Here is a 23186-nt window from a genome sequence, read left to right as displayed (position 1 = left end):
GGTCACCCTACCACCGACACTGAGTCGGTGGCAGGACAATTATGGCTGCCGCGGGGAAGTCCCCGGCCGGGGTCGGGAATCGCAAAAAGATCCTCGGGAAAGGGCCGCAGTGCCGGGTGGTTTCAGCGGGGGCTTCGTTTCGCGAGTATCCGCTGCAGCGTCCGCCGGTGCATGTTCAACCGCCGCGCGGTCTCGGACACGTTGCGATCGCACAGCTCGTACACTCTCTGGATATGCTCCCAGCGCACCCGGTCAGCCGACATCGGATTCTCGGGCGGCGGCGGCAGATCGTCGGTCTTGGCCAGCAAGGCGTTGGTGATGTCCGTCGCGTCGGCCGGTTTGGACAGATAATCCGTGGCGCCGATCTTGACCGCTGCGACCGCGGTCGCAATGGCGCCATATCCGGTCAGCACCACCACCCGGCAGTCGGGCCGCCGTTCGCGCAGCACCTCGACAATATCCAGCCCGTTGCCATCCTCGAGCCGCAGGTCGACCACCGCGTAGGCTGGCGGGCGCGCTGTTGCGATGGCAGAACCCGCCGCAACCGAGTCGGCCATTTCGACCTCAAATCCGCGCTTTTCCATAGCCTTGGCAAGTCGCCGCAGAAAGGGTTCGTCGTCATCGACCAAAAGCAGAGTCCGGTCGTCCCCCAGTTCATCCACTGCGCGTTCTGCTGCCACTTGCCGTCCTCCAGACAGAATTTGTCTGGCCAGTCACTTATCCTGTGACACCGAAGCGGTCAAACATTCCCGCCGTTCACAGCTTGGCGACAAAACAGCTGACCCGGTCGGCGACCTGATCCGCACTCAGGTCCCGGCGGAAGTACTCCACGAATCCCTGTTCGGGCAGAACCAGGTAAGTGAAGGTCGAATGGTCCACGAGATAAAAGTCGTCGCCGGTGTCCTGCGCCTTGTAGTAGGTGCGGTACGCAGCGCTTGCCGCCTTGATCTGCTCGGCGCTGCCGGTCAGGCCGATCATCCGTTCATGCAGGGACGCGGCATAGGCGCCCATCACCTCGGGGGTGTCGCGCTTCGGGTCGACGGTGATGAAGACCGGCGTCGCATCTTCGCCGCGCTCCTCAAGGATATCAACCACTTCGGCATTTCGGATATTGTCCAGCGGGCACACGTCCGGGCAGAACGTGTAGCCGAAATAGACCAGCGACGGTTTGGTGATGACATCCGCGTCCGTCACCGTTTCGCCTTTGCTGTTGATCAGGGTAAAGGCGCCACCGATGGTGTCGGATCCCCCCGCAATCTGTGACGACCGGCAGTCGGCAAAGATGTCTGTGCCCCCGCGCGGCGTGGTGGCATACCAGACGCCAAAGATCAGGGCGACCAAAGAGGTTCCTGCGAAGAAGGCGGCGATGCGGCTCATGTCCTGTTTCCTCATGCTTGCGGCGGTCGTATTCCTTGCGGCAATCGTTGCCTATCCCGCCTGCGACACCTAACAATTGCCCGCAGCCGCGCAAGGGAGCAGCAATGTCTTTGACCGAATTCGGACTGATGGGAGAGCACAACCGCAGCAACTGGATCCGGCTGCGTACCATCATCCTGCTGCGCTGGTTCGCCATCGTCGGCCAGTTGGGTGCGCTGACGGTTGCGCAGTGGCTGTTCGACCTCCAGCTAGAACTGGGGTTGTGTTACCTCGCCGTCGGCGTGTCCGTCATGGGCAATATGGTCGCAATCTTCGTTTTTCCGGAAAACAAGCGGCTTTCGGAATCCGAAAACCTGCTGATGCTGATGTTCGACCTGCTGCAATTGTGTTTCCTGCTTTATCTGACCGGCGGGTTGCACAACCCGTTTGCGCTGCTGGTGCTGGGCCCGGTCACGGTGTCGGCGACGGTGCTGACCCTGCGGTCGACCGTGCTGCTGGGCGGCACCGCCTTTGCCCTGATCACCGCCCTGGTCGTTTGGCACGTGCCGCTGCACACTGCTTCGGGCCAGATCCTGCGCCTGCCGGATATCTTCGTCTTTGGCCAATGGGCGGCGATCAGCATCGCCCTGATCTTCATTTCCATCTACGCTCGGCGCATCACCCATGAAATGCACGCCATGTCCGACGCCCTCGCCGCCACCCAGATGGCGCTGGCGCGGGCGCAAAAGCTGAACGATCTGGGGGGTGTGGTGGCGGCGACGGCGCACGAGCTCGGCACCCCGCTGGCAACGATCAAACTGGCCTCGTCCGAACTTATCGAAGAGCTGGAAGACCGCCCGGATCTGCAGGAAGATGCACAGCTGATACGGGATCAGGCGGATCGGTGCCGCGACATCCTGCGGTCCATGGGCCAGGTCGGAAAGGACGATCTGCACATGCGCCAGGCGCCGCTGTCCGAGGTCATCCGCGAAGCGGCAGAACCGCATCAGGGCCGTGGCAAGGAAATCCACATCGAGGAACGCCCGGGACCTGGCGCGACCGAGGCGCAACCGCAGATCCTTCGCCGTCCCGAAGTCATCCACGGTCTGCGCAATCTTGTACAGAACGCCGTGGATTTTGCCCGGGCCCACATCTGGATAGAAGCGGTGTGGACCGACACCCACGTGTCCGTGCGCATCGTCGACGACGGTCAGGGGTTTCCACCGCAGCTGATCGGGCGGATCGGGGACCCGTTCGTGCGCCAGCGCCGCAGCGCCGCCGACCGCCGCTCGCGCCCGGAATACGAGGGGATGGGACTGGGCCTGTTCATCGCCAAGACCCTGCTGGAACGCACCGGCGCCGAGTTGAACTTTGCCAACGGATCGGACCCGTTTCTGCCGTCCACCGAGCAGGGCGAACGCCGGGGGGCCATTGTCGAGGTCGTCTGGCCACGCGCCAGGATCGTCTCGGAAGCCGGACAACGCGGCGTCGCCATGGGGAAAAACCGGCCGCTGGAAATCTGACCCCGCGTCACTTGCAGCGGTTAACATCTTCTTAACCAGGCATTCGCAATCTGGGTGCTGCTCTTGACAACCCGGTTGGTGAAACGTTTGACCCTTATTCTTGCACTCTCTATCGGCTGCGGCGCCGGTCTGGCGGCGGTGCTTGGTTGCTGGGTCCTGAACCGACCCGGCCTGAGGCCCGGGGAAACACCGGGGGCAGGCATCACAGAGGGCCACATCGCCTTTCTGTTGCGGGACGGGCGGATCTACAATGCCAGTCGTGCCGCACAAAAAATCCTGGCCGGGCTGCGGTTCGAGGATGCCGGGTGGGACCAGGTCCGCGCCCGTCTGGCGCCGGCCTTTCCCGACCTGCCTGCGCAGGCACCGGACCGGACCCTTCATCTCCATGCGGTGGATCTGCCCGAAACACGGCTGACGATTCAGCCGGAAGCCGATTTCCTGAGGATCGAACTGACCGGACGCCCACCAACCGCCGCCGAAATGGTGCTGTTCCTGCTGCAAAGCGCCGAACTGGATATGTTGCGGGTGGCCATGGCCTCAATCCCCAGCCCTTTCTGGGAAAGCGATGCAACCGGCTGGGTGATCTGGGCGAACGCCGCTTATCAGGATCTGAGCGAGCGTGCCGGATCCGAGGCGCTTGAGACGCCACTGTTCGACCTCGTCCTGCCGGAGGCAAGCGAAACATCGCGGGTTCGCGTCAGTGTCCGAAGCAACCAGCCCGACGCGCCTGCCTGGTACGAAGTCACGACACGCAACACGAACGCGACCTGGCTGCATCACGCCGTCGATATCGACGCCGTGGTCAGGGCAGAGACGGCGCAGCGCAATTTTGTCCAGACCCTGACGAAGACCTTTGCGCACCTGCCCATCGGTCTTGCCATCTTTGACCGCGACCGACAGCTCGCCCTGTTCAACCCGGCTCTGATAGACCTGACCTCGCTGCCGGCGAACTTCCTGAGCGGACGGCCGAACCTGCTGTCGTTTTTCGACCACATGCGCGAAAACCGCATGATGCCAGAGCCCAAGAACTACACCGGCTGGCGGGAACAGATGGCCGAACTTGTCGCCGCTGCCTCGGACGACCGCTATTCCGAGACGTGGTCCCTGCCCTCGGGTCTGACGTACAAGATCACCGGCAGACCACATCCCGACGGCGCCATCGCCTTTCTGATCGAGGATATCAGCGCCGAGATTTCGCTCACCCGGCGGTTCCGCGCAGAAATGGAGTTGAGCCAGTCGGTTCTGGATGCCATCGAGGACGCCGTGGCGGTCTTTTCGCACCTGGGAGTGCTGACCTACTGCAACGCCGCCTATCGCGAACTCTGGAAAACCGACCCCGACAGTGCCTTTGCGGAAATGACCGTGCTCGATGCGACCCGCCACTGGCAAATGGCATGTGAGCCCAACCCGATCTGGGCGGACCTGCGGGAATTTGCGCTGGAGAGTCAGGACCGGGCCGCATGGGGTGCGGAACTGATGCTGAAAACCGGCCAGAGCATGGAATGCCGTGTCGAACCGCTGGTGGGCGGCGCAACTGTGGTCTGCTTTTCGGGGGCTGCACCCCGGACCATACCCAAAGTCCAGAACCTGCACCTGAGCACCGAGGGCTGATCCCGGGTTGCAGGCCCCGACAGAGCGGGTAAAGCTGCAGCCATGAAGCCAGAATTTCCCGCCCTCCGTCGCGCGCCGTACGATCCGTGCAATGCAGCACCCTGCGCCCTGCCGCAGGCAGGCCCGGACACAAGGGCATCTCTGTGATCGATGCCTTTCTCGCCTCTGTCGGCTGGGCCGATGCCCTGATTTCACCGCTTGCCGGGGACGCTTCTGCGCGGGCCTACAGTCGGTTGCAGCGTGGCGGAACCTCCGCGATCCTGATGCAGGACCCCACCGGCGATGTCGGCCGTTTCGCATGGCTTTCACGGCACCTCACCGACCTGGGCCTGAGCGCGCCGCAGATCCTGGCCGAGGATTTCGCAGCGGGCCTGCTGCTTATCGAGGATCTTGGCGACGGCCTGTTTGCCCGTCTCACCGCGGTTGATCCAGCTCGGGAAACGCCGCTGTACCTGGCCGCCGCCGACACGCTGCTGTCCCTGCACCGCCACGCGCCGCCTCCGCTGGACAAGGCCACACCAGACCATCTGGCGCAGATGACCGATCTTGCATTTGACTGTTACCTTGCCGCTGCTGCCGGGGCCGCTGCACCGCAGGCCAAGGCAGACTGCCGCGATGCCATGGCGGACGCCCTGAACGCCTATGCACCGGACACCGACGTCATGATCCTGCGGGATTTTCACGCCGAAAACCTGCTCTGGCTGCCCGATCGGGTCGGCGCCGCGCGCACCGGGCTGCTCGACTTTCAGGATGCCTTGCAGGGACATCGGGCCTATGATCTCGCCTCGCTTCTGACCGATGTGCGCCGCGACGTGACGCCGACGACGTGCCAGGCCGTGATCCGTCACTATGTGGACCAGAGCGGCCTGCCCGATACGCCGTTCCGTGCGGCTCTTGCGGTGCTTGGCGCCCAGCGCAACCTGCGGATCCTGGGCGTCTTTGCCCGGCTCGCCGCCAACGGCAAGCCGCGCTATCTGGAACTGATGCCGCGGGTGTGGTCTCACCTTCAGCGCGACCTGGCACACCCGGCCCTTGGCCGAATCGCCGCCACCCTGCATCCCGTGATGCCGCCGCCAGATCCAGAAATCATCGCCAGATTGAGACAGACATGCCCGATGCAATAATGTTGTTTGCGGCCGGCTTTGGCACACGCATGGGCGCGCTCACCCGGGACCGTCCCAAACCTCTGATTCCGGTTGGTGGTCGCCCCTTGATCGACCATGCGCTGGACATCGCCGACAGCCACGGACCTTTGCGCCGCGTGGTGAACACCCACTATAAATCCGACCAGATGGCCCGGCATCTGGCGGACAGGAACGTCTCGGTGTCGACAGAGCTTCCGGAGATCCTCGACACCGGCGGCGGGCTGCGCGCCGCGCTGCCTTTGCTGGGACCGGACCCGGTGTTCACGCTGAACACCGATGCGGTCTGGTCGGGCCCCAACCCCCTGGATCTGCTGGCGGCCGGTTGGGATCCGTCCGGGATGGAGGGGTTGCTGCTCTGCGTTCCCCTGCACCAAGCGCTTGGCCGCAAGGGCGCCGGAGATTTCCGCCTGGAGCACGGGCGCCTGCACCGGGGCGGCGACCTGGTCTACACCGGAGCGCAGATTCTCCGCACCGACGGTCTGGCAGAGATCCCGGAAACCGTCTTTTCGCTGAATCTCCTGTGGAACCGGATGCAGGCACGCGGGACACTTTTTGGCATCACCTACCCGGGCCAGTGGTGTGACGTCGGGCACCCCGAAGGCATCGCGCTGGCCGAATCGCTGTTGCCGCATGTTTGAACCGGACCACGCTCCGCGACTGTTCGGTCTCGCCCCGGGCATCGACTTTCCGAAGGCCCTGATTGCCGGACTGCGCGCCCGGCTGAACGGACAGCCTCCCGAAGCCATGGCCGGTGTCGAGCTGATCGTGAACACGCACCGGATGGCCCGGCGCCTGCGTGATCTGTTTGACGCGGGCCCGCCGGGGTTCTTGCCGCGCATTCGCCTGCTCACCGACCTGTCCGCGCCCGATCTGATCCTGCCCGAACCGGTGCCGCCGCTGCGGCGGCGTCTGGAACTGGTACAGCTGGTTTCGACCCTGCTGGACCGACAACCCGACCTTGCCCCGCGTGCAGCGCTGTACGATCTGGCCGACAGCCTTGCCGCGCTGATGGATGAAATGCAGATCGAAGGCGTACCTCCGGACAAGCTCGCCGCTCTGGATGTGTCGGATCAATCCGGTCATTGGGAACGCGCGCTGACATTCCTGCGGATCGTCCAGGGCTTTTTTGACACGTCAGACACCTCCCCGGACGTCGGCGCCTTGCAGCGCATGGCGGTCGAGCAACGCCTGAAACTCTGGGAACTGGCGCCGCCGACCCATCCGGTGATCATCGCAGGCTCGACCGGGTCGCGGGGGACAACGGCCCGGCTGATCCGCGCCGTGGCCTGCCTGCCGCAGGGCGCCGTGGTGCTGCCCGGGTTCGATTTCGACATGCCTGCACCGGTCTGGGATCAGCTGAGCGACAGCCTGACCGGCGAGGATCACCCGCAGTTCCGATTTGCCGCGATGATGGCGGCGCTGGACCTGGCGCCCACCGATGTGCGCCGCTGGAGCGATACGCCGCCGCCCGGCGCGGATCGCAACAGGTTGATCTCGCTTGCGCTGCGCCCGGCCCCGGTCACAAGCCAATGGTTGACCGAAGGGCCGAACCTGCCGCCGCTCGACACAGCCACCCGCGCTCTGACCCTGGTCGAGGCAGCCTCGACCCGTGACGAGGCGCTGACCATTGCCCTGCGCCTGCGGCAGGCCGCCGAAGACGGGCAGACCGCCGCCCTGATCACGCCGGACCGGATGTTGTCGCGGCAGGTCACGGCCGCGCTCGACCGCTGGAACATCCTGCCGGATGACAGCGCCGGCACGCCGCCGCAACTGACACCGCCGGGCCGGTTCCTGCGCCATGTTGCGGTACTGTTTCAGCAGGATCTCACCGCCGAAGCGCTTCTGACCCTGCTGAAACACCCGCTGACCCACAGGGGCGCCGCGCGCAATGACCACCTGCGCCGGACCCGGGATCTCGAACTTTACATCCGCCGCGAAGGCATGCCCTACCCGACAGCGGATGCTTTGGTCCCCTGGGGGGAAAAGACCGAAAACTCCGACTGGATCGGCTGGATCCTTGGATGCTTCGTACAACCGGCAGAGCCCGCGGACCTGCCGCTGAGCGCGTGGCTGAGCCGCCACATCACCCGGGCCGAAGCGATTGCCGCCGGATCGGCCAGCGACGACTCGTCAGAGCTCTGGGCCGAAAGCGCCGGGCGCGCGGTTGCGGCGATCGTCGAGGATCTGCGCGCAGAGGCCGCCTATGGCGGTACGCTGGATGCCCGCGACTACGCCGACCTGTTCGGGGCCATCCTGTCGCGCGGCGAAGTGCGAAACCCCGACGCGCCGCATCCCCTGATCCGCATCTGGGGCACCATCGAGGCCCGGGTAATGGGCGCCGACCTGCTGATCCTCGGCGGGCTGAACGAAGGCAGCTGGCCCGAGATGCCCGGAGCGGACCCCTGGCTGAACCGCAAGATGCGCAACGATGCCGGGCTTCTGTTGCCCGAGCGCCGCATCGGGTTGTCGGCACATGATTTTCAGCAGGCGGTCGCCGCGCCCGAGGTCTGGCTGACACGCTCGGTGAAATCGGATGATGCGGAAACGGTGCCAAGCCGCTGGATCAACCGGTTGATGAACCTGATGCGCGGATTGCCGGATCAGAATGGCCCGGTTGCCCTCAAGGCAATGCAGGCGCGTGGCCAGCACTGGCTGGCCCTCGCCCGCGCGGTCGAAGCCCCGGTTGCGGCGCAACCGGCCAAGCGCCCTTCGCCAGTGCCGCCCGTCACCGCACGTCCGTCCCAGCTTTCGGTCACCGAAATCAAGCGCCTGATCCGTGATCCCTATGCGATCTATGCCCGGCATGTGCTGAAGTTGTCGCCGCTGAACCCGCTGCAACGCGCGCCCGACGCGCTGATGCGCGGCATCGTGGTGCACGAGGTGATGGAGCAGTTCCTGCGCGATGTGATCGCCGACCCCGTGCTGCTGACCCCGGCGCATCTGCTGGACCTCAGTCAGCGGATCATCGCCCGCGACATTCCGTTTCCGACCATGCGTCACCTCTGGCTGTCGCGGGTCGCACGCGTCGCCGATTGGTTTGTCGCATCCGAGATCGAGCGCCAGTCCCGTGCCGTGCCGCATCCGGCCAGAATCGAGATGCGGGGACGCGCGCCGCTGCCCGGCCTCAACTTTGCGCTGGTGGGCAAGGCGGACCGCATCGACCTGGATGCGCAGGGAAACGCCCACATTTATGATTACAAGACCGGCAATGCGCCTGGAAAATCCGAGCAGAGGTTTTTTGACAAGCAACTCCTGCTCGAGGCGGCGATGGTGGAAAACATGGCCTTTGACGCGCTCGGCGCCCGCCACGCCATCCGGGCCAGTTACATCGCGCTCGGCACCGCTCCCGGCGAGGTCGACGCCCCCCTCGACGAAACCCCGGCGACGCAGGTCTGGGCCGAATTTCAGGCTCTGATCGCCGCCTATTTCGAGCCTGACAAAGGGTATACCGCACGTCGCGCCATGCTCAAGGAAGGCGATGTTTCGGACTATGACCAGCTGTCCAGATTTGGCGAATGGGACACATCCGCGCCCGCAGAATCGGAGGTGCTGGAATGACCCGCGACGCAGCCAGCGAACGCCAGGTACTGGCAGCGAGCCCGGACCTGTCCACCTGGCTGTCGGCCAATGCCGGGTCGGGCAAGACCCGGGTGCTGACCGACCGCGTGGCACGGCTGTTGCTCGGCGATGTTCTGCCGGAACATATCCTCTGTCTCACCTACACCAAGGCGGCGGCAACCGAGATGCAGAACCGGCTGTTCCGGCGTCTTGGCGCCTGGGCAATGCTGCCTGACGCGGAACTGCGCCACGAATTGCGCCAGCTTGGGGTCGATTCAGGCGCTTCGGGCCCCTTTCTGCAAAAGGCCCGTACCTTGTTTGCCCGCGCCATCGAAACGCCGGGTGGTCTGCGGATTCAGACGATCCACTCGTTCTGTGCGGCCCTGCTGCGCCGGTTCCCGCTCGAAGCACAGGTGTCGCCGCAGTTTCAGGAAATGGAGGACCGCGCCGCCGACCTGTTGCGCTCTGACATCCTTGATCGCTTCTCGGACGGTCCCGAAGCGCCCCTGGTGGCGCAACTTGCCGACCATCTCACCGGTGACGCACCAGAGGCGTTGCTGCGCGACATCGTGCGCCAGCCGCAGGCGTTTCTGCCGCCGCGCGACGATGCCACCATCCGCGCACTCTACGGTCTGGCTCCGGATGCCGATGCCGACACGCTGCTGAACCAGGTTTTTCTCGGCGGCGAACTGGAACTGATTGCCGCATTGATCCCGCACTTGCAGTCCAGCAGTGCAAATGACCAGAAGACCGCCGCCAGACTGGCCACCATCACCGCGCCTGACCTGGCCGCGCTCGAGATCCTCGAGTCCACCCTGCTTACCGGATCCAGCGCCAAGGAGCCGTTCACTGCCAAAGTAGGCAGCGTGCCCACCAAAAAGCTCGCAAACAGCGGTGCCATCGACCATCTGCTGCCCCGGCTGGAAGATCTGATGCTGCGCACGGAAGCCGCCCGCGCCACCCGCCTGGGCCTGCGCGCGGCCAGCCGCGACATCGCCTTGCACCGGTTCGCGCAAGCCTTTCTGCCCGCCTATGCGGCTGAGAAACAGCGCCGAGGCTGGCTTGATTTTGACGACCTCATCGACAAGGCCCGCGCCCTGCTCTCGGATCCTCGCGTCGCGCAATGGGTGCTCTACCGGCTGGATGGCGGCATCGACCATATTCTGGTCGACGAGGCGCAGGACACCTCTCCGGCGCAATGGCAGGTGATCGAACGGCTGGCGCAGGAATTCACGTCCGGTGACGGTGCGCGGGCCGATGTCCGGCGCACGATCTTTGTCGTCGGGGACAAGAAACAGTCGATCTATTCTTTCCAGGGGGCCGATCCACGCGAATTCGATCGCATGCGCGACGATTTTGCCGCCCGGCTGGAAACCACCGGTGACCCGCTGAACGACCTCACGCTGGACTACAGTTTCCGTTCAGCCGAACCCATCCTGAGGCTGGTCGACAACACCTTTGTCGGTGCCGAAGCAGCCGGATTTTCCGCCGCACAGCACCATATTGCATTCAAGGAGCAGATGCCGGGGCGCGTCGATCTCTGGCCCCATGTCCCCAAGACCGAAGAGGACAAGGACGGCGATTGGTTCAACCCGGTCGATCAGGTGGGCCAGCGTCACCACACGGTGATCCTGGCCCAGCGCATCGCCCGGTTCATGCGCGACACCATTGACGCCGCAACGCCGCTGCCGATCGAGATCGGCAACAGCGGCACCTATCAGGCGCGCCCGGTGCAGGCGGGCGATTTCCTGATCCTCGTGCGCGGACGGTCACGCCTGTTCACCGAGATCATCCGCGCCTGCAAGCAGGAGGGCCTGCCCATCGCAGGCGCGGACCGGCTCAAGGTCATGGCGGAACTGGCGGTGCGCGATCTGGGGGCGCTGCTGTCCTTCCTGTCGACCCCCGAGGACGACCTGTCACTGGCAATCGCTCTGCGTTCGCCGTTGTTCGGGCTGACTGAACAACAGCTGTTCGGGCTGGCACAGGGCCGAAAGGGATATCTCTGGACCGCGCTGCGCGAGCGTGCAGAGGACTTTCCGCAGATCATGGAAGTCCTGTCCGACCTGATGGCGCAGACCGACTTCCTGCGGCCCTTCGATCTCGTTGAACGGATCCTGACCCGACACAGCGGCCGCAAGCTGCTGCTTGGCCGGTTGGGTGACGAAGCCGAGGATGGCATCAACGCCCTGCTGCAACAGGCGCTGGCCTACGAGCAGAATGCCATTCCCTCGCTCACCGGGTTTCTGACCTGGATGCAGACCGACGAGTTGACCATCAAGCGGGCCGCCGACAGCGCCGGTGGGCGGGTGCGGGTGATGACCGTTCATGGCGCCAAGGGGCTCGAGGCGCCGATCGTGATCCTGCCGGATTGTGCACAGCCGCAGACCGCGCTGCGTGACGCGCTGCTTGTTCAGGGCGACACGGTGGTGTGGAAGCAACCCGCTGACCAGATGCCCCCGGCGCAGTCCCATGCCCAGGACATCGCAAAGGACGCCCAGGCGCGCGAACGTGACAGGCTGCTCTACGTTGCCCTGACCCGTGCGGAAAAATGGCTGATCGTCGCCGCTGCGGGGGAGCTCGGCAAAAATGGAGAGTCCTGGTACGACCGCGTCCGGCAGGGGCTCGACCGTTCCGGTGCGGTACCGCAGAATTATGCCTTCCGGGATCTCGGCGCGGGGGACGGACTGCAGTTGGGACACACTGATCTTTCGACGCTGACGCTGACCGAACCCGACCAGCAGACAGAGCAGACACCGGAATTGCCGGGTCACTTTCTCGGCGAGGCACCCGCCCCGGTCTCCTTGCCCGCGGTGCGCAGCCCCTCGGATCTTGGCGGTGCCAAGGCATTGCCCGGGGCCGACGGAGACGCCGTCGAGGTCGCGCTTGACCGCGGGGACCGGGTGCACAAACTCCTCGAGCGTCTCGCGCCCCTGGACAGGGACACGCGTCGCGCTCTGGCCACCCGACTGACCAGCGAGTCCGAGACACCGGAAGCGGCGGCGCTGATCGCGGAAGCCGCGGCGGTGTTGGAAAATCCCGTGCTCGCGCCTTTGTTTGCCACCGACGCGCTGATCGAGGTGTCGCTGACGGCCGATGTCGCGCCGTTGGGCCGGCTGCATGGTGTTATCGACCGGCTGATCATCGCGCCGGACAGGATCACCGCTGTCGACTTCAAGACCAACCGGACCGTGCCGCACAGTCCCGAGGCCTGCCCCGACGGGTTGCTGCGGCAGATGGGCGCCTATGCCGCCATGCTGCAAACCGTCTACCCGGACCGGGAAATTGAAGTTGGACTGCTCTGGACCCGCACCGCCCACTACATGCCGCTGCCACACGCGCTTGTGACACAAGCTCTCGAACGCGCGGGCACACCTTGACGTGCGTGGGGCGGGTCCATACCTTCTGCAGCCAAGGACACATGTCACACCCCGAATTGGTTAGGAGAATCTCACATGGCCACAGTTGCCGTAACCGACGCCACCTTTGACGACGTGGTAAAAGGCTCTGATGTTCCGGTTGTAGTCGACTTTTGGGCGGAATGGTGCGGACCGTGCAAACAGATCGGCCCGGCACTCGAAGATCTCGCCGCCGAATATGGCGACAGGATCAAGATCGCCAAGGTGGATGTCGATTCGAACCCGAACACCGCCGCCGCGATGGGCGTGCGCGGAATTCCCGCGCTGTTCATCTTCAAGGACGGACAGGTGGTTTCGAACCGTGCCGGCGCCGCTCCCAAGGCAGCGCTGAAAAGCTGGATCGAAGGCGCCATCTGAGCCTCTGACGCCCGGCTTACCTCGAAACGGCTCCGCCTGTGCGGGGCCGTTTTCTTTTGGCTGTGTCCGGACCAGCCGCTGTCCAGATCGTGCCTTCAGACGTGCGCAGCCGCCACTCGGTCTGGCGCCGCTCGCCGCCGCATCAGATGTTGCGCCAGAGATGGAAACCGGTCCTGTTTCCGGTTACAGGCCGCGCTATTCGACCAGATCGTAATGTTTGATGGTTCGGGCCTCGACCAGCTCGGCCTCTGCCGGGTCGATATGCGGGGTCTCATAGTCCTCGCCGACAAACGCCTTCAGCGAGGCCAGGTCCTTCCAGACCATCACGAAACTGAAGTCGCGTGAACTCTCGGCCCGGGGCGCCCCGGGCAGGACGGTCACGATACCGCGCGTGGATTTCATCAATGGAATGGCGGTGTCCCGGAAGAACGTCGCGAATTCCGCCTCTTTTCCCGGTCTGGTGCGGACTTGAAAAATGCGCATGATCATGCGCGGCCTCCCGGTTTCTGGGTGCGGCTCTCACGTGCATGTCTGCCTCCGGGAACGGTGTCCCTCGCTTGCACAGGCTAACACAACGTCCGGACAAAGTCAGCTTCCGGTTCGGCGGGCGTCACGTGGTTTCGGCAAACGTCCGTCGTGCCAGCGACAGCAGCCCGTGCAGACGGCGCGCCTGCGCCACGGTCCTGTGCTCTTCCCGATCCGGAATTCCCCACCAATCGGCCAAGACCCGGTTGCGCAGCAGCATCTGCACCGACGGATCCCCCGGGCCCACTAGATCGTAGCCGCGAAAGAACGCCTGCTCCGCAGCCTCGGGCAGGACCTCTCCGGGGGCGATGTCGTCGCGCAGCGCGAACCCGGTGGCATAATCGACCAGCAACCGTGCCAGATCATGCCCAACCGGCACGGTCCGGCCGCCGGCAAAATCGATTCCCCAGACGTTCCGTGTGCCGATCAGCAGGTTGGAGAGGTGCAGATCGCCGTGGGTCTTTGCAGTCACGGTTTGCTGCCCTTCGTAGCGATGGGCCAGCGCACAGAGCCGCTCTGCGCAACTCAGAAAGAACTCCGGTTCCGCCACCCGACGGCTCTGGTCCCGCACTTCGGACATCACCTGCCGCAAATATTGCTCGGTAAAGCGCGGCTGGAATGTACGCGGCGCACCGATCTGGCCCCGGTGAAAAGCCGCAACCCAGGCCCCTGCCCGGGTCAGAAGGGCGGCGACGGTCTGTGGTGCGGATGTGTCCTCAAGACACTGTCGAAGTGTCCTGCCGGCAACATGAGTCATCAGGCAGCTCTGAAGCGCACTATCGAACGCCAGCAACTCGGGCACTCCCTGCCCGGCCGATCCGGAGACGGATTGCATTGCCAGCATGTGCTCCTGCATGGCCCGACCGAAGTCCTCCGGGCGCAACGGCGCGGCTTCGTGTTTGAGCACCAGGGTTTTTCCATCCCGGGACAGGCGCAGAAGCAGGCGCTGAACGCGACTGTCCTGTCGCCGCGCCAAGACGTCGACGGTCCATCCCTCAGGCGCGATTCCCGCCTGCGCCGCCAGCGGCGGCCAACAGTCCAGCGCAGCCCGCAGAAGGTCATTCTCGGCCATGTTGTTCCCCTGACTCCTGGGCTAAGAAGAGCCGACGCAATACTTCGGACCCATGCGACCGCCTTGCAGGCCGCTTGTCCAGCCCCCATGTGCGCCCCGAGGCGAAAGGACGGATCATGGCAGAAAACGACTTCCCCGGGTGGCATGGCACCACCATCATCGGCGTGCGCAAAGGCGGGCGCGTGGTGATTGCTGGCGATGGACAGGTGAGCCTGGGTCAGACAGTGATCAAAGGCACCGCCCGCAAGGTCCGGCGCCTGTCGCCGGGGGGCTACGACGTGGTTTGCGGGTTTGCCGGCTCGACCGCCGATGCCTTCACACTTCTCGAACGGCTCGAAGCCAAGCTCGAGGCCACCCCGGGTCAGCTGCAGCGCGCCAGCGTTGAACTGGCCAAGGACTGGCGGACGGACAAGTACCTGCAGAAACTCGAGGCCATGCTGATCGTGACGGACGGCAGCGATCTGCTGGTGATCACCGGAGCGGGTGACGTTCTGGAACCGGAACATGACGTGACCGCCATCGGTTCGGGCGGCAACTTTGCCCTGGCCGCCGCCCGCGCCCTGATGGACAGCGACAGGGACGCCGAACAGATCGCGCGCCGGGCCATGGCCATCGCTTCCGACATCTGCGTCTACACCAACGGCAACCTGACCGTGGAAAGCATCAGCGCGTAAAAAGTTTCCCGGAAACTTTTGGCAAATTTCTTTCCAAGAAATTTTTGCCCGCCCGTCCGTTTCGAAAGGATACCCCCATGACAGATCTCACTCCGCGCGAAATCGTATCGGAACTTGACCGTTTCATCATCGGCCAGTCCGACGCCAAACGCGCTGTCGCCGTCGCCCTGCGCAGCCGCTGGCGCCGCAAACACCTGTCCGACGACCTGCGCGACGAGGTGTACCCGAAAAATATCCTGATGATCGGCCCCACGGGCGTCGGCAAGACTGAAATTTCGCGCAGACTGGCAAAGCTCGCCCGTGCACCGTTCATCAAAGTCGAAGCGACCAAGTTTACCGAGGTCGGCTATGTGGGCCGCGATGTCGAGCAGATCATCCGCGATCTGGTCGACACGGCCATTGCCCTGACACGCGACGCCATGCGTGAGGATGTCAGGGCTGCGGCCCATCAGGCTGCGGAAGACCGAGTGATCTCGGCCATCGCCGGCGAAGATGCGCGCAGCGGCACCCGCGAGATGTTTCGCAAGAAGCTCAAGGCCGGTGAGCTCGACGACACGATGATCGAGCTGGACGTCGCGGAAACCGCCAGTCCCTTTCCCCAGATGGACATCCCCGGTCAGCCAGGGGCGGGCATGCTGAACATCGGCGATATCTTTGGCAAAGCCTTCGGACAGCGTACCACCCGCAAACGTCTGAGTGTGGCGCAGAGCTACGAGCTGCTGATTTCCGAGGAAGCTGACAAGCTTCTGGATGACGAAGCCGTCAAGGTGTCGGCACTGGAAGCGGTCGAACAGAACGGCATCGTGTTTCTCGACGAGATCGACAAGGTCTGTGCGCGCTCGGATGCCCGCGGCGGCGATGTCAGCCGCGAAGGCGTGCAGCGCGACCTGCTTCCGCTGATCGAGGGAACGACCGTGTCGACCAAGCACGGGGCTGTCAGAACCGACCATATCCTTTTCATTGCTTCGGGCGCCTTCCACATCGCCAAGCCGTCGGATCTGTTGCCGGAACTCCAGGGCCGTCTGCCGATCCGCGTCAACTTGCGGCCGCTGACCGAAGCGGATTTTGTGCGCATCCTGACAGAAACCGACAACGCCCTCACCCGGCAATATACCGCGCTGATGGCCACGGAGGAGGTGACAGTCACCTTTACCGACACCGGGATCGCGGCGCTTGCCCGGATCGCCGCCGAGGTCAACACCGCGGTCGAAAACATCGGCGCACGGCGGCTCTACACGGTGATGGAACGGGTGTTCGAAGAACTGTCGTTCACTGCTCCCGACCGGGCGGGCGAACAGGTCACCGTTGATGCCGCGTTCGTCGAAAGGCATCTGGGCGATCTCAGCCGCTCTACCGATCTGAGCCGATACGTTCTCTGACGCGATCCGCACCGAGCGGCGTCACCGGACCGGTGGCCCGCGAACGCCGATTGTCATCAACATGCAATCATATGCTGGTGGCAGCGGTCGCGGGCGGTTATGTTGGCGCAAACATCGACCCGAGGACTGGCCATGAAACGCTCCCGCATCAACGAAATTCTGCGCGAAGGCGATGCCTTCATCCGATCCCACGGCGTCATCCTGCCGCCCTTTGCCTACTGGGCGCCCGAGGCTCTGCGTGCAGCGGATCACGGCACCATCAAAGAGCGGCGGATGGGCTGGGACATCACCGATTATGGTGCCGAGAAGTTCGACGAGATGGGCCTGTTCCTGTTCACCACCCGCAACGGGCGGCTGTCCGATCTGAACAAGGGGCGCGGCATGCTCTATGCCGAAAAGATCATGATCTCGCGCGAGCAGCAGCTGAGCCCGATGCATCGGCACGACCTCAAGGCCGAGGACATCATCAACCGCGGCGGTGGCAAGCTGGTGATGGAGCTGTTCGCCTCCAACCCCGACGGCAGCATTGACAGAACCTCCGATGTGACGGTGATGGTCGATGGCATTTCCCGCACCGTTCAGGCAGGTGGCCTGCTCAAGCTGGACCCGGGCGAATCGGTGACACTGATGCCGGGGGACTGGCACGCGTTCTGGGGCGAAGGCGGAGATGTGTTGATCGTCGAGGTCTCGACCGTGAACGACGACCTGCTCGACAACATCTTTGAAATGGAGATTGGTCGCTTCTCGAATATCGAGGAAGACGAGGCTCCGGTGCATCTGCTGGTGAACGATTACGACACCATGCTCTGAAGCCGGAAACGACATACCAAGGCAGTCGGGCCGGAACTGACGGGCCCGATTACCGGCATATCAAAAAAGCCCCGCCATCTGGCGGGGCTTTGTCGTTCGCGCGGCCGGGATCAGGCCATCCACCACCGTTCGGCCATGCGCGCGTTGTCCATCTGCCAAAGGTTGCCGACCACCTCGGGCGTTGCCACCTTGTTGTTCAGTGCCTGCACCCAGTTTGCAAACATCGGGATGATTACCCCGCCTTCGTCGCGCAGGATCATCTGCATCTCGGTGTACATTTCGCGCCGTTTGGCCGAATCCAGTTCGGCGCGCGCTTCGATCAGCAGCGACTGGAAGCGCTCGCTGTCCTCGGCGCCCCACTGGCTGTCATTCCACGGCACGCCTGCCTCGAAGGCGTTCGAGAACATCCAGTCCTCGGTCGCCCGGCCCGACCAGTAGGCCGCCGAAAACGGCTTTTTCAGCCAGACGTTGGACCAGTAGCCATCGGCCGGTTCCTGCACCACGTTGATGTTGATACCACAGGTCTTGGCCGAGGCCTGGTACAGCTGCGCCGCGTCGATCGCGCCGGCAAAGGCCGCAGAAGACGCCGACAGGTCAATGTCGAGCGAGTCCAATCCGGCCTCTTTCAGGTGGAATTTGGCCTTGTCGGGATCGTAGCTCAGCTGTTCCATGTCGCCGGCGAAATACTGATTGGCGGGACCGATGGGGGTGTCATTGCCGATACGGCCGTGGCCCTGCAGGATCTTGTCGACCATTTCCTGACGGTTCACACCATATTTCAGCGCCTTGCGCACGTTGACGTTGTCGAAAGGTGCGACATCGGTCAGCATCGGGAAGGTAAAGTGCTGGTTGCCCGTCAGCTCCTGAATGCGCAGCATCGGGTTGGCCTTGAGCAGCGCCTCGGTCTTGAAGTCGATCCGGTTGATGGTGTCGACCTGGCCGGTCATCAGGGCGTTCATCCGCGCGGTGGCATCGTTCACGGCGATGAATTCAAGCTCATCAAACCAGCCGAAATTGCCATCCTTGTAGTGGCTGTCGACCCGCTTGCCGACAAATCGCACGCCGGGCTCGAAGCTTTCGACGGAATAGAGGCCGGTGCCGATTCCGGTGGCAATGGCCTCTTCGATCTGACCCGCCGGATAGATCAGCAGGTGGTAGTCGGACATGAGGTACGGAAAATCGGCGTTGCCGTTCTCCAGCGTGAACTGCACCTGGTGCTCGGTCACCTTCTTCATCTCGGTGATCGCGCCGACCAGCGGCTGAGCGGCGGACTTTGACCCCTCGGCCACGTGCAGCTGCAGCGATTCGATGACGTCGTCAGCGCCAAACGACTTGCCGTTGTGGAACGTCACGCCCTGGCGGAGGTTGAAGGTCCAGACCTTGGCGTCGGGAGACGCCTCCCAGTCGGTGGCCAGTTCGCCGACAAGCGAACCATCCGCGGCAACTTCGGTGAGGCTGTCGAACACCGCGCCCTGGGCGGCAGCCTGCATGAAGATGTCCGAATGTGTGCGGCCGTCCCAGCTGTCCGAGGTGTTGGCGCCGGACAGCGCCACCCGCAGTCGTCCGCCGCGCTTGGCCTGTGCGAAAACAGGCAAACCCGTCGCCGCCAGCACACCCGCCGCCGCGCCGGATTTGAGCAATCCGCGTCTGCTAATTCCAATCATCTTTCGTCTCCCTGGTCAGTGTTGGCGAGGTGTGTCCCACGCTTCCGTCACCCGTCATTGCGGGTCATTCCTGGTTCATCTTACCCACAGCTGCATCGCCGATGTTATCAATTCCGCGTTCCGCCAACAGTGTGCTCAGCCAATCCGGGTTCATTTCCGGCACCGAACTGAGCAGCAGATCGGTATAGGGGTGGTGTGGCGGGCGGAACATGTCGGTTTTCGGCCCCTGTTCGACCACCTCACCATCCTTCATCACCACCACCTCGTCCGCGATCGAGCGGACCGTGGCCAGATCGTGGGTGATGAACATGTAGCTGAGGTTACGTTCATCCTGCAGCCGCGCAAGCAGCTTGAGAATGCCCTCGGCGACAAGCTGGTCCAGCGCACTGGTCACTTCATCACAAATGATGAACTTCGGTTCGGCCGCCAGCGCGCGGGCGATGCCGATGCGCTGCTTCTGGCCGCCGGACAACTCTGACGGCAGACGGTCGATGTAGCGATCGGCGGGCAGCTCGATCTCATCCAGCAGTTCTTCGACGCGGCGGCGTTTGTCGCGGCCCTTGAGACCCATGTAGAACTCGACCGGGCGACCGATAATTTCACCTATGGTCTTGCGCGGATTCAGGGCGGTGTCCGCCATTTGATAGATCATCTGCACCTGCCGCAACTGGTGCTTGTTGCGCTTGCGGTAATCCAGCGGCAGGGCGACGCCGTCGAATTCGATCACCCCGCCGCGCGGTGGCAGCAGTCCGGTGATGCAACGCGCCGTCGTGGATTTTCCCGATCCGGATTCACCGACAACAGCGACCGTGCGGCCTTCGTGGATGTCGAAACTCACATCATGCAATACGTTGATCTTGCCGTAAGCCGCAGTGATTCCCTGCACCGACACCACCGGTGTTGCCGAGGTGTGCACGGCCGGTTTCTGCGGCCGCTTGAATTCCCGCACCGCCCAGAGGCTTTTGGTATACTCCGCCTTCGGGTGGCTCAGCATCTGCCGGGTTTCGGCGGTCTCGACCTCGTCCCCCTTGAGCAGCACCTTGATCCGGTCCGCCATCTGCGCCACGACCGCAAGATCATGGGTGATGTAGATCGCCGCGGTGCCGAACTGCTCGACGATGTCGCGGATGCTGGCCAGCACCTCGATCTGCGTTGTCACATCCAGCGCCGTCGTGGGTTCGTCAAAGATGATCAGATCGGGGCGGCAGGACATCGCCATCGCCGTCATCGCCCGTTGCAGTTGCCCGCCGGACACCTGATGCGGATAGCGAAAGCCGATGTTTTCAGGATCCGGCAGGCGCAGCTTTGCGTACAGCTCCATGGCGTCGCGCTCGCTCTCGGATTTCGACATGACGCCGTGCTGCACCGGACCTTCGGTGTGCTGGTCGATGATCCGGTGCGCCGGATTGAACGAGGCCGCGGCCGACTGCGCCACATAGGCGATCCGCTTGCCCAGCAATGCGCGTTTCCTGGCGGCGGACGCCTTGAGCAGGTTGATGCCGTCGAAGTCGACCGAGCCTTTGGAGATGCGCACACCGTCGCGGCAGAAACCCATTGCCGCCAGACCCATGGTCGATTTGCCGGCGCCGGATTCGCCGATCAGCCCCAGCACCTCACCCTTGTCCAGATGCAGGTCGACGCCGTTGATGATCGGGTTCCAGGTCTCGTCGGACCGACCTTCGATCCAGACGTCCTTCATGGTCAGCAGGCGGCTCATTCCTTCAACCCCGTGGTTCGGTGCAGCATCCAGTCCACCACAAAATTCACCGCGACGGTGAGCAGCGCAATCGCCCCCGCCGCCAGCAGCGGCGCCGACGCGACACGTGGCGCAAAGGCGGCAAAGTTGATGAACTGCGCGAGGTCACGCACCATGGTGCCCCAGTCCGCCAGCGGGGGCTGGATGCCCACCCCAAGAAAGGACAGCGAGGCGATTGTCAGGAACACAAAGCAGAACCGCAGCCCGAATTCCGCCAAAAGCGGGGCCGTGGCATTGGGCAGGATCTCCTTGAAGATCAGATAGGTCAGCCCCTCGCCACGCAGCTTGGCCGCCTCGATATAGTCCATCACAACGATGTTGACCCCGACGGCGCGCGCCAGCCGGAACACCCGGGTGGAATCGATCACCGCGATGATGATCACCATGTAGAAGGTCAGCAGCCCTTTTTCCGACCCGGCCCAGGCACTGGCGATGGTCATCAGCAGCAGCGCAAAGATCAGCGACGGAATCGCCATCAGAACATCGACGGTGCGGCTCAGGATCTGGTCCAGCCAGCCGCCCAGCGTGGCGGCCAGAAAGCCCAGGGTGCCGCCGATGAAGAACGCCAGACAGGTGGTGGCAAAGGCAATGCCGACGGTGTTCTGCGCGCCATAGATCAGGCGGCTGAGGATATCGCGGCCGATCTGGTCGGTGCCCAGCGGATAATCGGCGCTGCCGCCTATGGCCGGGTCGCCGCCGGGCGGGATGTTGGCCGCAACCCCCTGCAGGATCTGCTCCTGGCCGTGCGGCGCGATCACCCCGGCGAAAATTGCCAGCAGCGCGTAGATCAGGATGGTAAACAGACCGAAACTTGCCGTCAGCGGCATCTGCCGGAACAGCTTTTTCGAGCCTGCGGTGCCGACGCTGCGCCCGAGCAGCCGGAACAGCCAGGCAGCGGCGGCGAACAGCAGGAACCCTTCGATCGCCAACCGGAAGAAGAAGTACTTGTTGACCTCCGGCGCCACCAGCGTGCGGGCCAGGTAGTACGACCAGATGATCCAGATCAGCACCACCACTGCAACCACATAGCCAAAAGCCACGCTCAGCGACATGTCGCGGAAAAACGGCCTGCCGCCGGTGACCCTTTCACCCGCAAAGCGCAACAGCCAGCCCAAGGCGAGACAGGCCACAAGGACCCCGATGATCTGTAGCCAGACGCTCATTTCGGATGCCTCAGTCGCGGGTTGCTGACAATCGACATGATGTCCGCCGTCAGGTTCAGCAGAATATAGGCGGCGGCAAAGATCAGGCAGCAGGCCTGAACCACGGGGATGTCCCGGATCTTGACCGAATCGACGAACAGCTGGCCGATGCCGGGATAGACAAAAACCACCTCGACCACGACCACCCCGGTGATCAGATAAGCCAGGTTCAGCGCCACCACGTTGATGATCGGCGCCAGCGCATTGGGCAGCGCGTGGCGCACGATCACCCGCATCGGGCTCATGCCTTTCAGGCGGGCCATTTCGATATAGGGGCTCGCCAGAAGATTGATGATCGCGGCGCGGGTCATGCGCATCATGTGCGCCGTGACCACCAGCGTCAGCGTCAGCGCCGGCAGCAAGGTCTTTTCCAGCCGTTCACCCAGGCCCATGCCCTGATAGATGTTGGACAGGCTGGGCAGCACCGGGTTCAGAACCGCCAGAAACAGGATCAGAATATAGGCGAGAAAGAACTCGGGGCTGCTGATCGAACTGAGCGTGAACATGTTGGCAAACTTGTCGAAAGCCGAATTGCGGTAGAGCGCCGCAAGGATTCCCAGCAGCACCGAAAACGGCACCGCGATCAGTGCGGTGACACCGGCCAGGAACATCGTGTTCCAGAACCGGGGCGCGATCTGCGCGGCGACCGACGCCTTGTTGCCGCTGTCGGCCCCGACAAAGCTGGCAAAGTTTGCCTGCGCGAAGGAATTGCCGAGATCGCCCTGCACCGCGCCGACGAGCCATTGGAAATACCGCGTTATCGGTGGCTGATCCAGCCCGAGATCGCGCCGGATCGCCTCGACCGCCTCGGGTGTTGCCCCCTGCCCCAGGATGGCCTGGGCAAAATCGCCGGGCAGCAGGTTCACCGCGGCAAAGATCAGGATGGACACAACAAACAGTGTGAGCAGGCCAAGTGCCAGTCGTTGCAGGATGATTTTCAGAACAGTGGACAAGTATTCGCCAGTTCGTGTTTTTTCGGTGATGATCACGTTAACGGCTGAAACGTATGTGTAAACATATCTTTCTGCTTGCCGATACTTTCGGGATCACCCGGTCAGAGCGGCGCGTCCGAATCGCCGGGATCGTGCCGGCATCACGATCGGATGCGCCGTTGTCAGGCACCGGAGCGCCGAGGCGC

At 63.7% G+C, this 23186-nt stretch carries 18 protein-coding genes; 10 read left to right on the top strand and 8 right to left on the bottom strand.

Features of this window, described 5'->3' with window-relative positions; all coding sequences use genetic code 11:
• Positions 1-122: 122 nt before the first annotated feature.
• Together FOY53_RS15160 and FOY53_RS15155 are read right to left on the bottom strand one after the other, a co-directional pair.
• On the bottom strand, positions 123-680 hold the full coding sequence (locus FOY53_RS15160; protein ID WP_146590326.1) for an ActR/PrrA/RegA family redox response regulator transcription factor: 558 nt from the start codon (positions 678-680) through the stop codon (positions 123-125).
• A 76-nt stretch (positions 681-756) separates the two neighbouring features.
• Positions 757-1377 carry an SCO family protein gene (locus tag FOY53_RS15155; RefSeq protein ID WP_146590324.1) on the bottom strand — a complete coding sequence of 207 codons (621 nt, stop codon included), beginning with the start codon at positions 1375-1377 and terminating at the stop codon, positions 757-759.
• 104 nt (positions 1378-1481) lie between these two features.
• Here FOY53_RS15155 and regB point away from each other — a divergent pair, with 104 nt between their 5' ends.
• The 7 genes from regB to trxA all read left to right on the top strand — a co-directional run bounded on the left by regB (position 1482) and on the right by trxA (position 12966).
• On the top strand, positions 1482-2879 hold the full coding sequence (gene regB / locus FOY53_RS15150) for a sensor histidine kinase RegB (RefSeq protein ID WP_146590322.1): 1398 nt from the start codon (positions 1482-1484) through the stop codon (positions 2877-2879).
• Between the two features lie 78 nt (positions 2880-2957).
• On the top strand, positions 2958-4490 hold the full coding sequence (locus FOY53_RS15145; protein ID WP_246107424.1) for a PAS-domain containing protein: 1533 nt from the start codon (positions 2958-2960) through the stop codon (positions 4488-4490).
• A 143-nt stretch (positions 4491-4633) separates the two neighbouring features.
• Positions 4634-5614 (top strand): aminoglycoside phosphotransferase family protein, encoded by a 981-nt coding sequence (locus FOY53_RS15140; RefSeq protein WP_146590318.1) that lies wholly within the window; start codon positions 4634-4636, stop codon positions 5612-5614.
• On the top strand, positions 5599-6273 hold the full coding sequence (locus FOY53_RS15135) for a nucleotidyltransferase family protein (protein WP_146590316.1): 675 nt from the start codon (positions 5599-5601) through the stop codon (positions 6271-6273). The genes FOY53_RS15140 and FOY53_RS15135 overlap by 16 nt, the downstream gene beginning before the upstream one ends.
• Positions 6266-9193, top strand: coding sequence for a PD-(D/E)XK nuclease family protein (locus FOY53_RS15130; RefSeq protein ID WP_146590314.1), 2928 nt, complete (start codon positions 6266-6268; stop codon positions 9191-9193). Before FOY53_RS15135 ends, FOY53_RS15130 begins: the two co-directional genes overlap by 8 nt.
• A complete protein-coding gene (gene addA / locus FOY53_RS15125; protein WP_146590312.1) occupies positions 9190-12570 on the top strand; it encodes a double-strand break repair helicase AddA in 3381 nt (1126 codons plus the stop codon). The genes FOY53_RS15130 and addA overlap by 4 nt, the downstream gene beginning before the upstream one ends.
• A gap of 75 nt (positions 12571-12645) precedes the next feature.
• Complete coding sequence (gene trxA / locus FOY53_RS15120; RefSeq protein WP_146590310.1) at positions 12646-12966, top strand: thioredoxin; 321 nt, start codon at positions 12646-12648, stop codon at positions 12964-12966.
• A 195-nt stretch (positions 12967-13161) separates the two neighbouring features.
• On the opposite strand, the gene FOY53_RS15115 is transcribed toward trxA, so the two are convergent.
• Together FOY53_RS15115 and FOY53_RS15110 are read right to left on the bottom strand one after the other, a co-directional pair.
• Complete coding sequence (locus FOY53_RS15115) at positions 13162-13455, bottom strand: hypothetical protein (RefSeq protein WP_146590308.1); 294 nt, start codon at positions 13453-13455, stop codon at positions 13162-13164.
• Positions 13456-13576: 121 nt separating this feature from the next.
• Complete coding sequence (locus FOY53_RS15110) at positions 13577-14563, bottom strand: phosphotransferase (RefSeq protein ID WP_146590306.1); 987 nt, start codon at positions 14561-14563, stop codon at positions 13577-13579.
• Between the two features lie 116 nt (positions 14564-14679).
• Here FOY53_RS15110 and hslV point away from each other — a divergent pair, with 116 nt between their 5' ends.
• The 3 genes from hslV to FOY53_RS15095 all read left to right on the top strand — a co-directional run bounded on the left by hslV (position 14680) and on the right by FOY53_RS15095 (position 17426).
• Positions 14680-15237, top strand: coding sequence for an ATP-dependent protease subunit HslV (gene hslV / locus FOY53_RS15105; RefSeq protein ID WP_146590303.1), 558 nt, complete (start codon positions 14680-14682; stop codon positions 15235-15237).
• A gap of 77 nt (positions 15238-15314) precedes the next feature.
• Positions 15315-16616 (top strand): ATP-dependent protease ATPase subunit HslU, encoded by a 1302-nt coding sequence (gene hslU / locus FOY53_RS15100; protein ID WP_146590301.1) that lies wholly within the window; start codon positions 15315-15317, stop codon positions 16614-16616.
• Between the two features lie 132 nt (positions 16617-16748).
• On the top strand, positions 16749-17426 hold the full coding sequence (locus FOY53_RS15095; RefSeq protein ID WP_146590299.1) for a D-lyxose/D-mannose family sugar isomerase: 678 nt from the start codon (positions 16749-16751) through the stop codon (positions 17424-17426).
• 110 nt (positions 17427-17536) lie between these two features.
• Here FOY53_RS15095 and FOY53_RS15090 read toward each other — a convergent pair whose 3' ends face one another.
• The 4 genes from FOY53_RS15090 to FOY53_RS15075 form a co-directional block, all read right to left on the bottom strand.
• Complete coding sequence (locus FOY53_RS15090; protein ID WP_146590296.1) at positions 17537-19090, bottom strand: ABC transporter substrate-binding protein; 1554 nt, start codon at positions 19088-19090, stop codon at positions 17537-17539.
• Between the two features lie 64 nt (positions 19091-19154).
• Positions 19155-20807, bottom strand: coding sequence for an ABC transporter ATP-binding protein (locus FOY53_RS15085; protein WP_146590294.1), 1653 nt, complete (start codon positions 20805-20807; stop codon positions 19155-19157).
• A complete protein-coding gene (locus tag FOY53_RS15080) occupies positions 20804-22009 on the bottom strand; it encodes an ABC transporter permease (protein WP_146590292.1) in 1206 nt (401 codons plus the stop codon). Before FOY53_RS15080 ends, FOY53_RS15085 begins: the two co-directional genes overlap by 4 nt.
• The gene (locus FOY53_RS15075) at positions 22006-23001 is read right to left on the bottom strand and encodes an ABC transporter permease (RefSeq protein ID WP_146590290.1); all 996 of its coding nucleotides are present in this window, start codon (positions 22999-23001) and stop codon (positions 22006-22008) included. The genes FOY53_RS15080 and FOY53_RS15075 overlap by 4 nt, the downstream gene beginning before the upstream one ends.
• Between the last annotated feature and the right edge of the window lie 185 nt (positions 23002-23186).

It is taken from the genome of Puniceibacterium confluentis, from assembly GCF_007923445.1.
Lineage (GTDB): Bacteria > Pseudomonadota > Alphaproteobacteria > Rhodobacterales > Rhodobacteraceae > Puniceibacterium > Puniceibacterium confluentis.
This window is presented reverse-complemented; position numbering and strand designations above follow the sequence as displayed.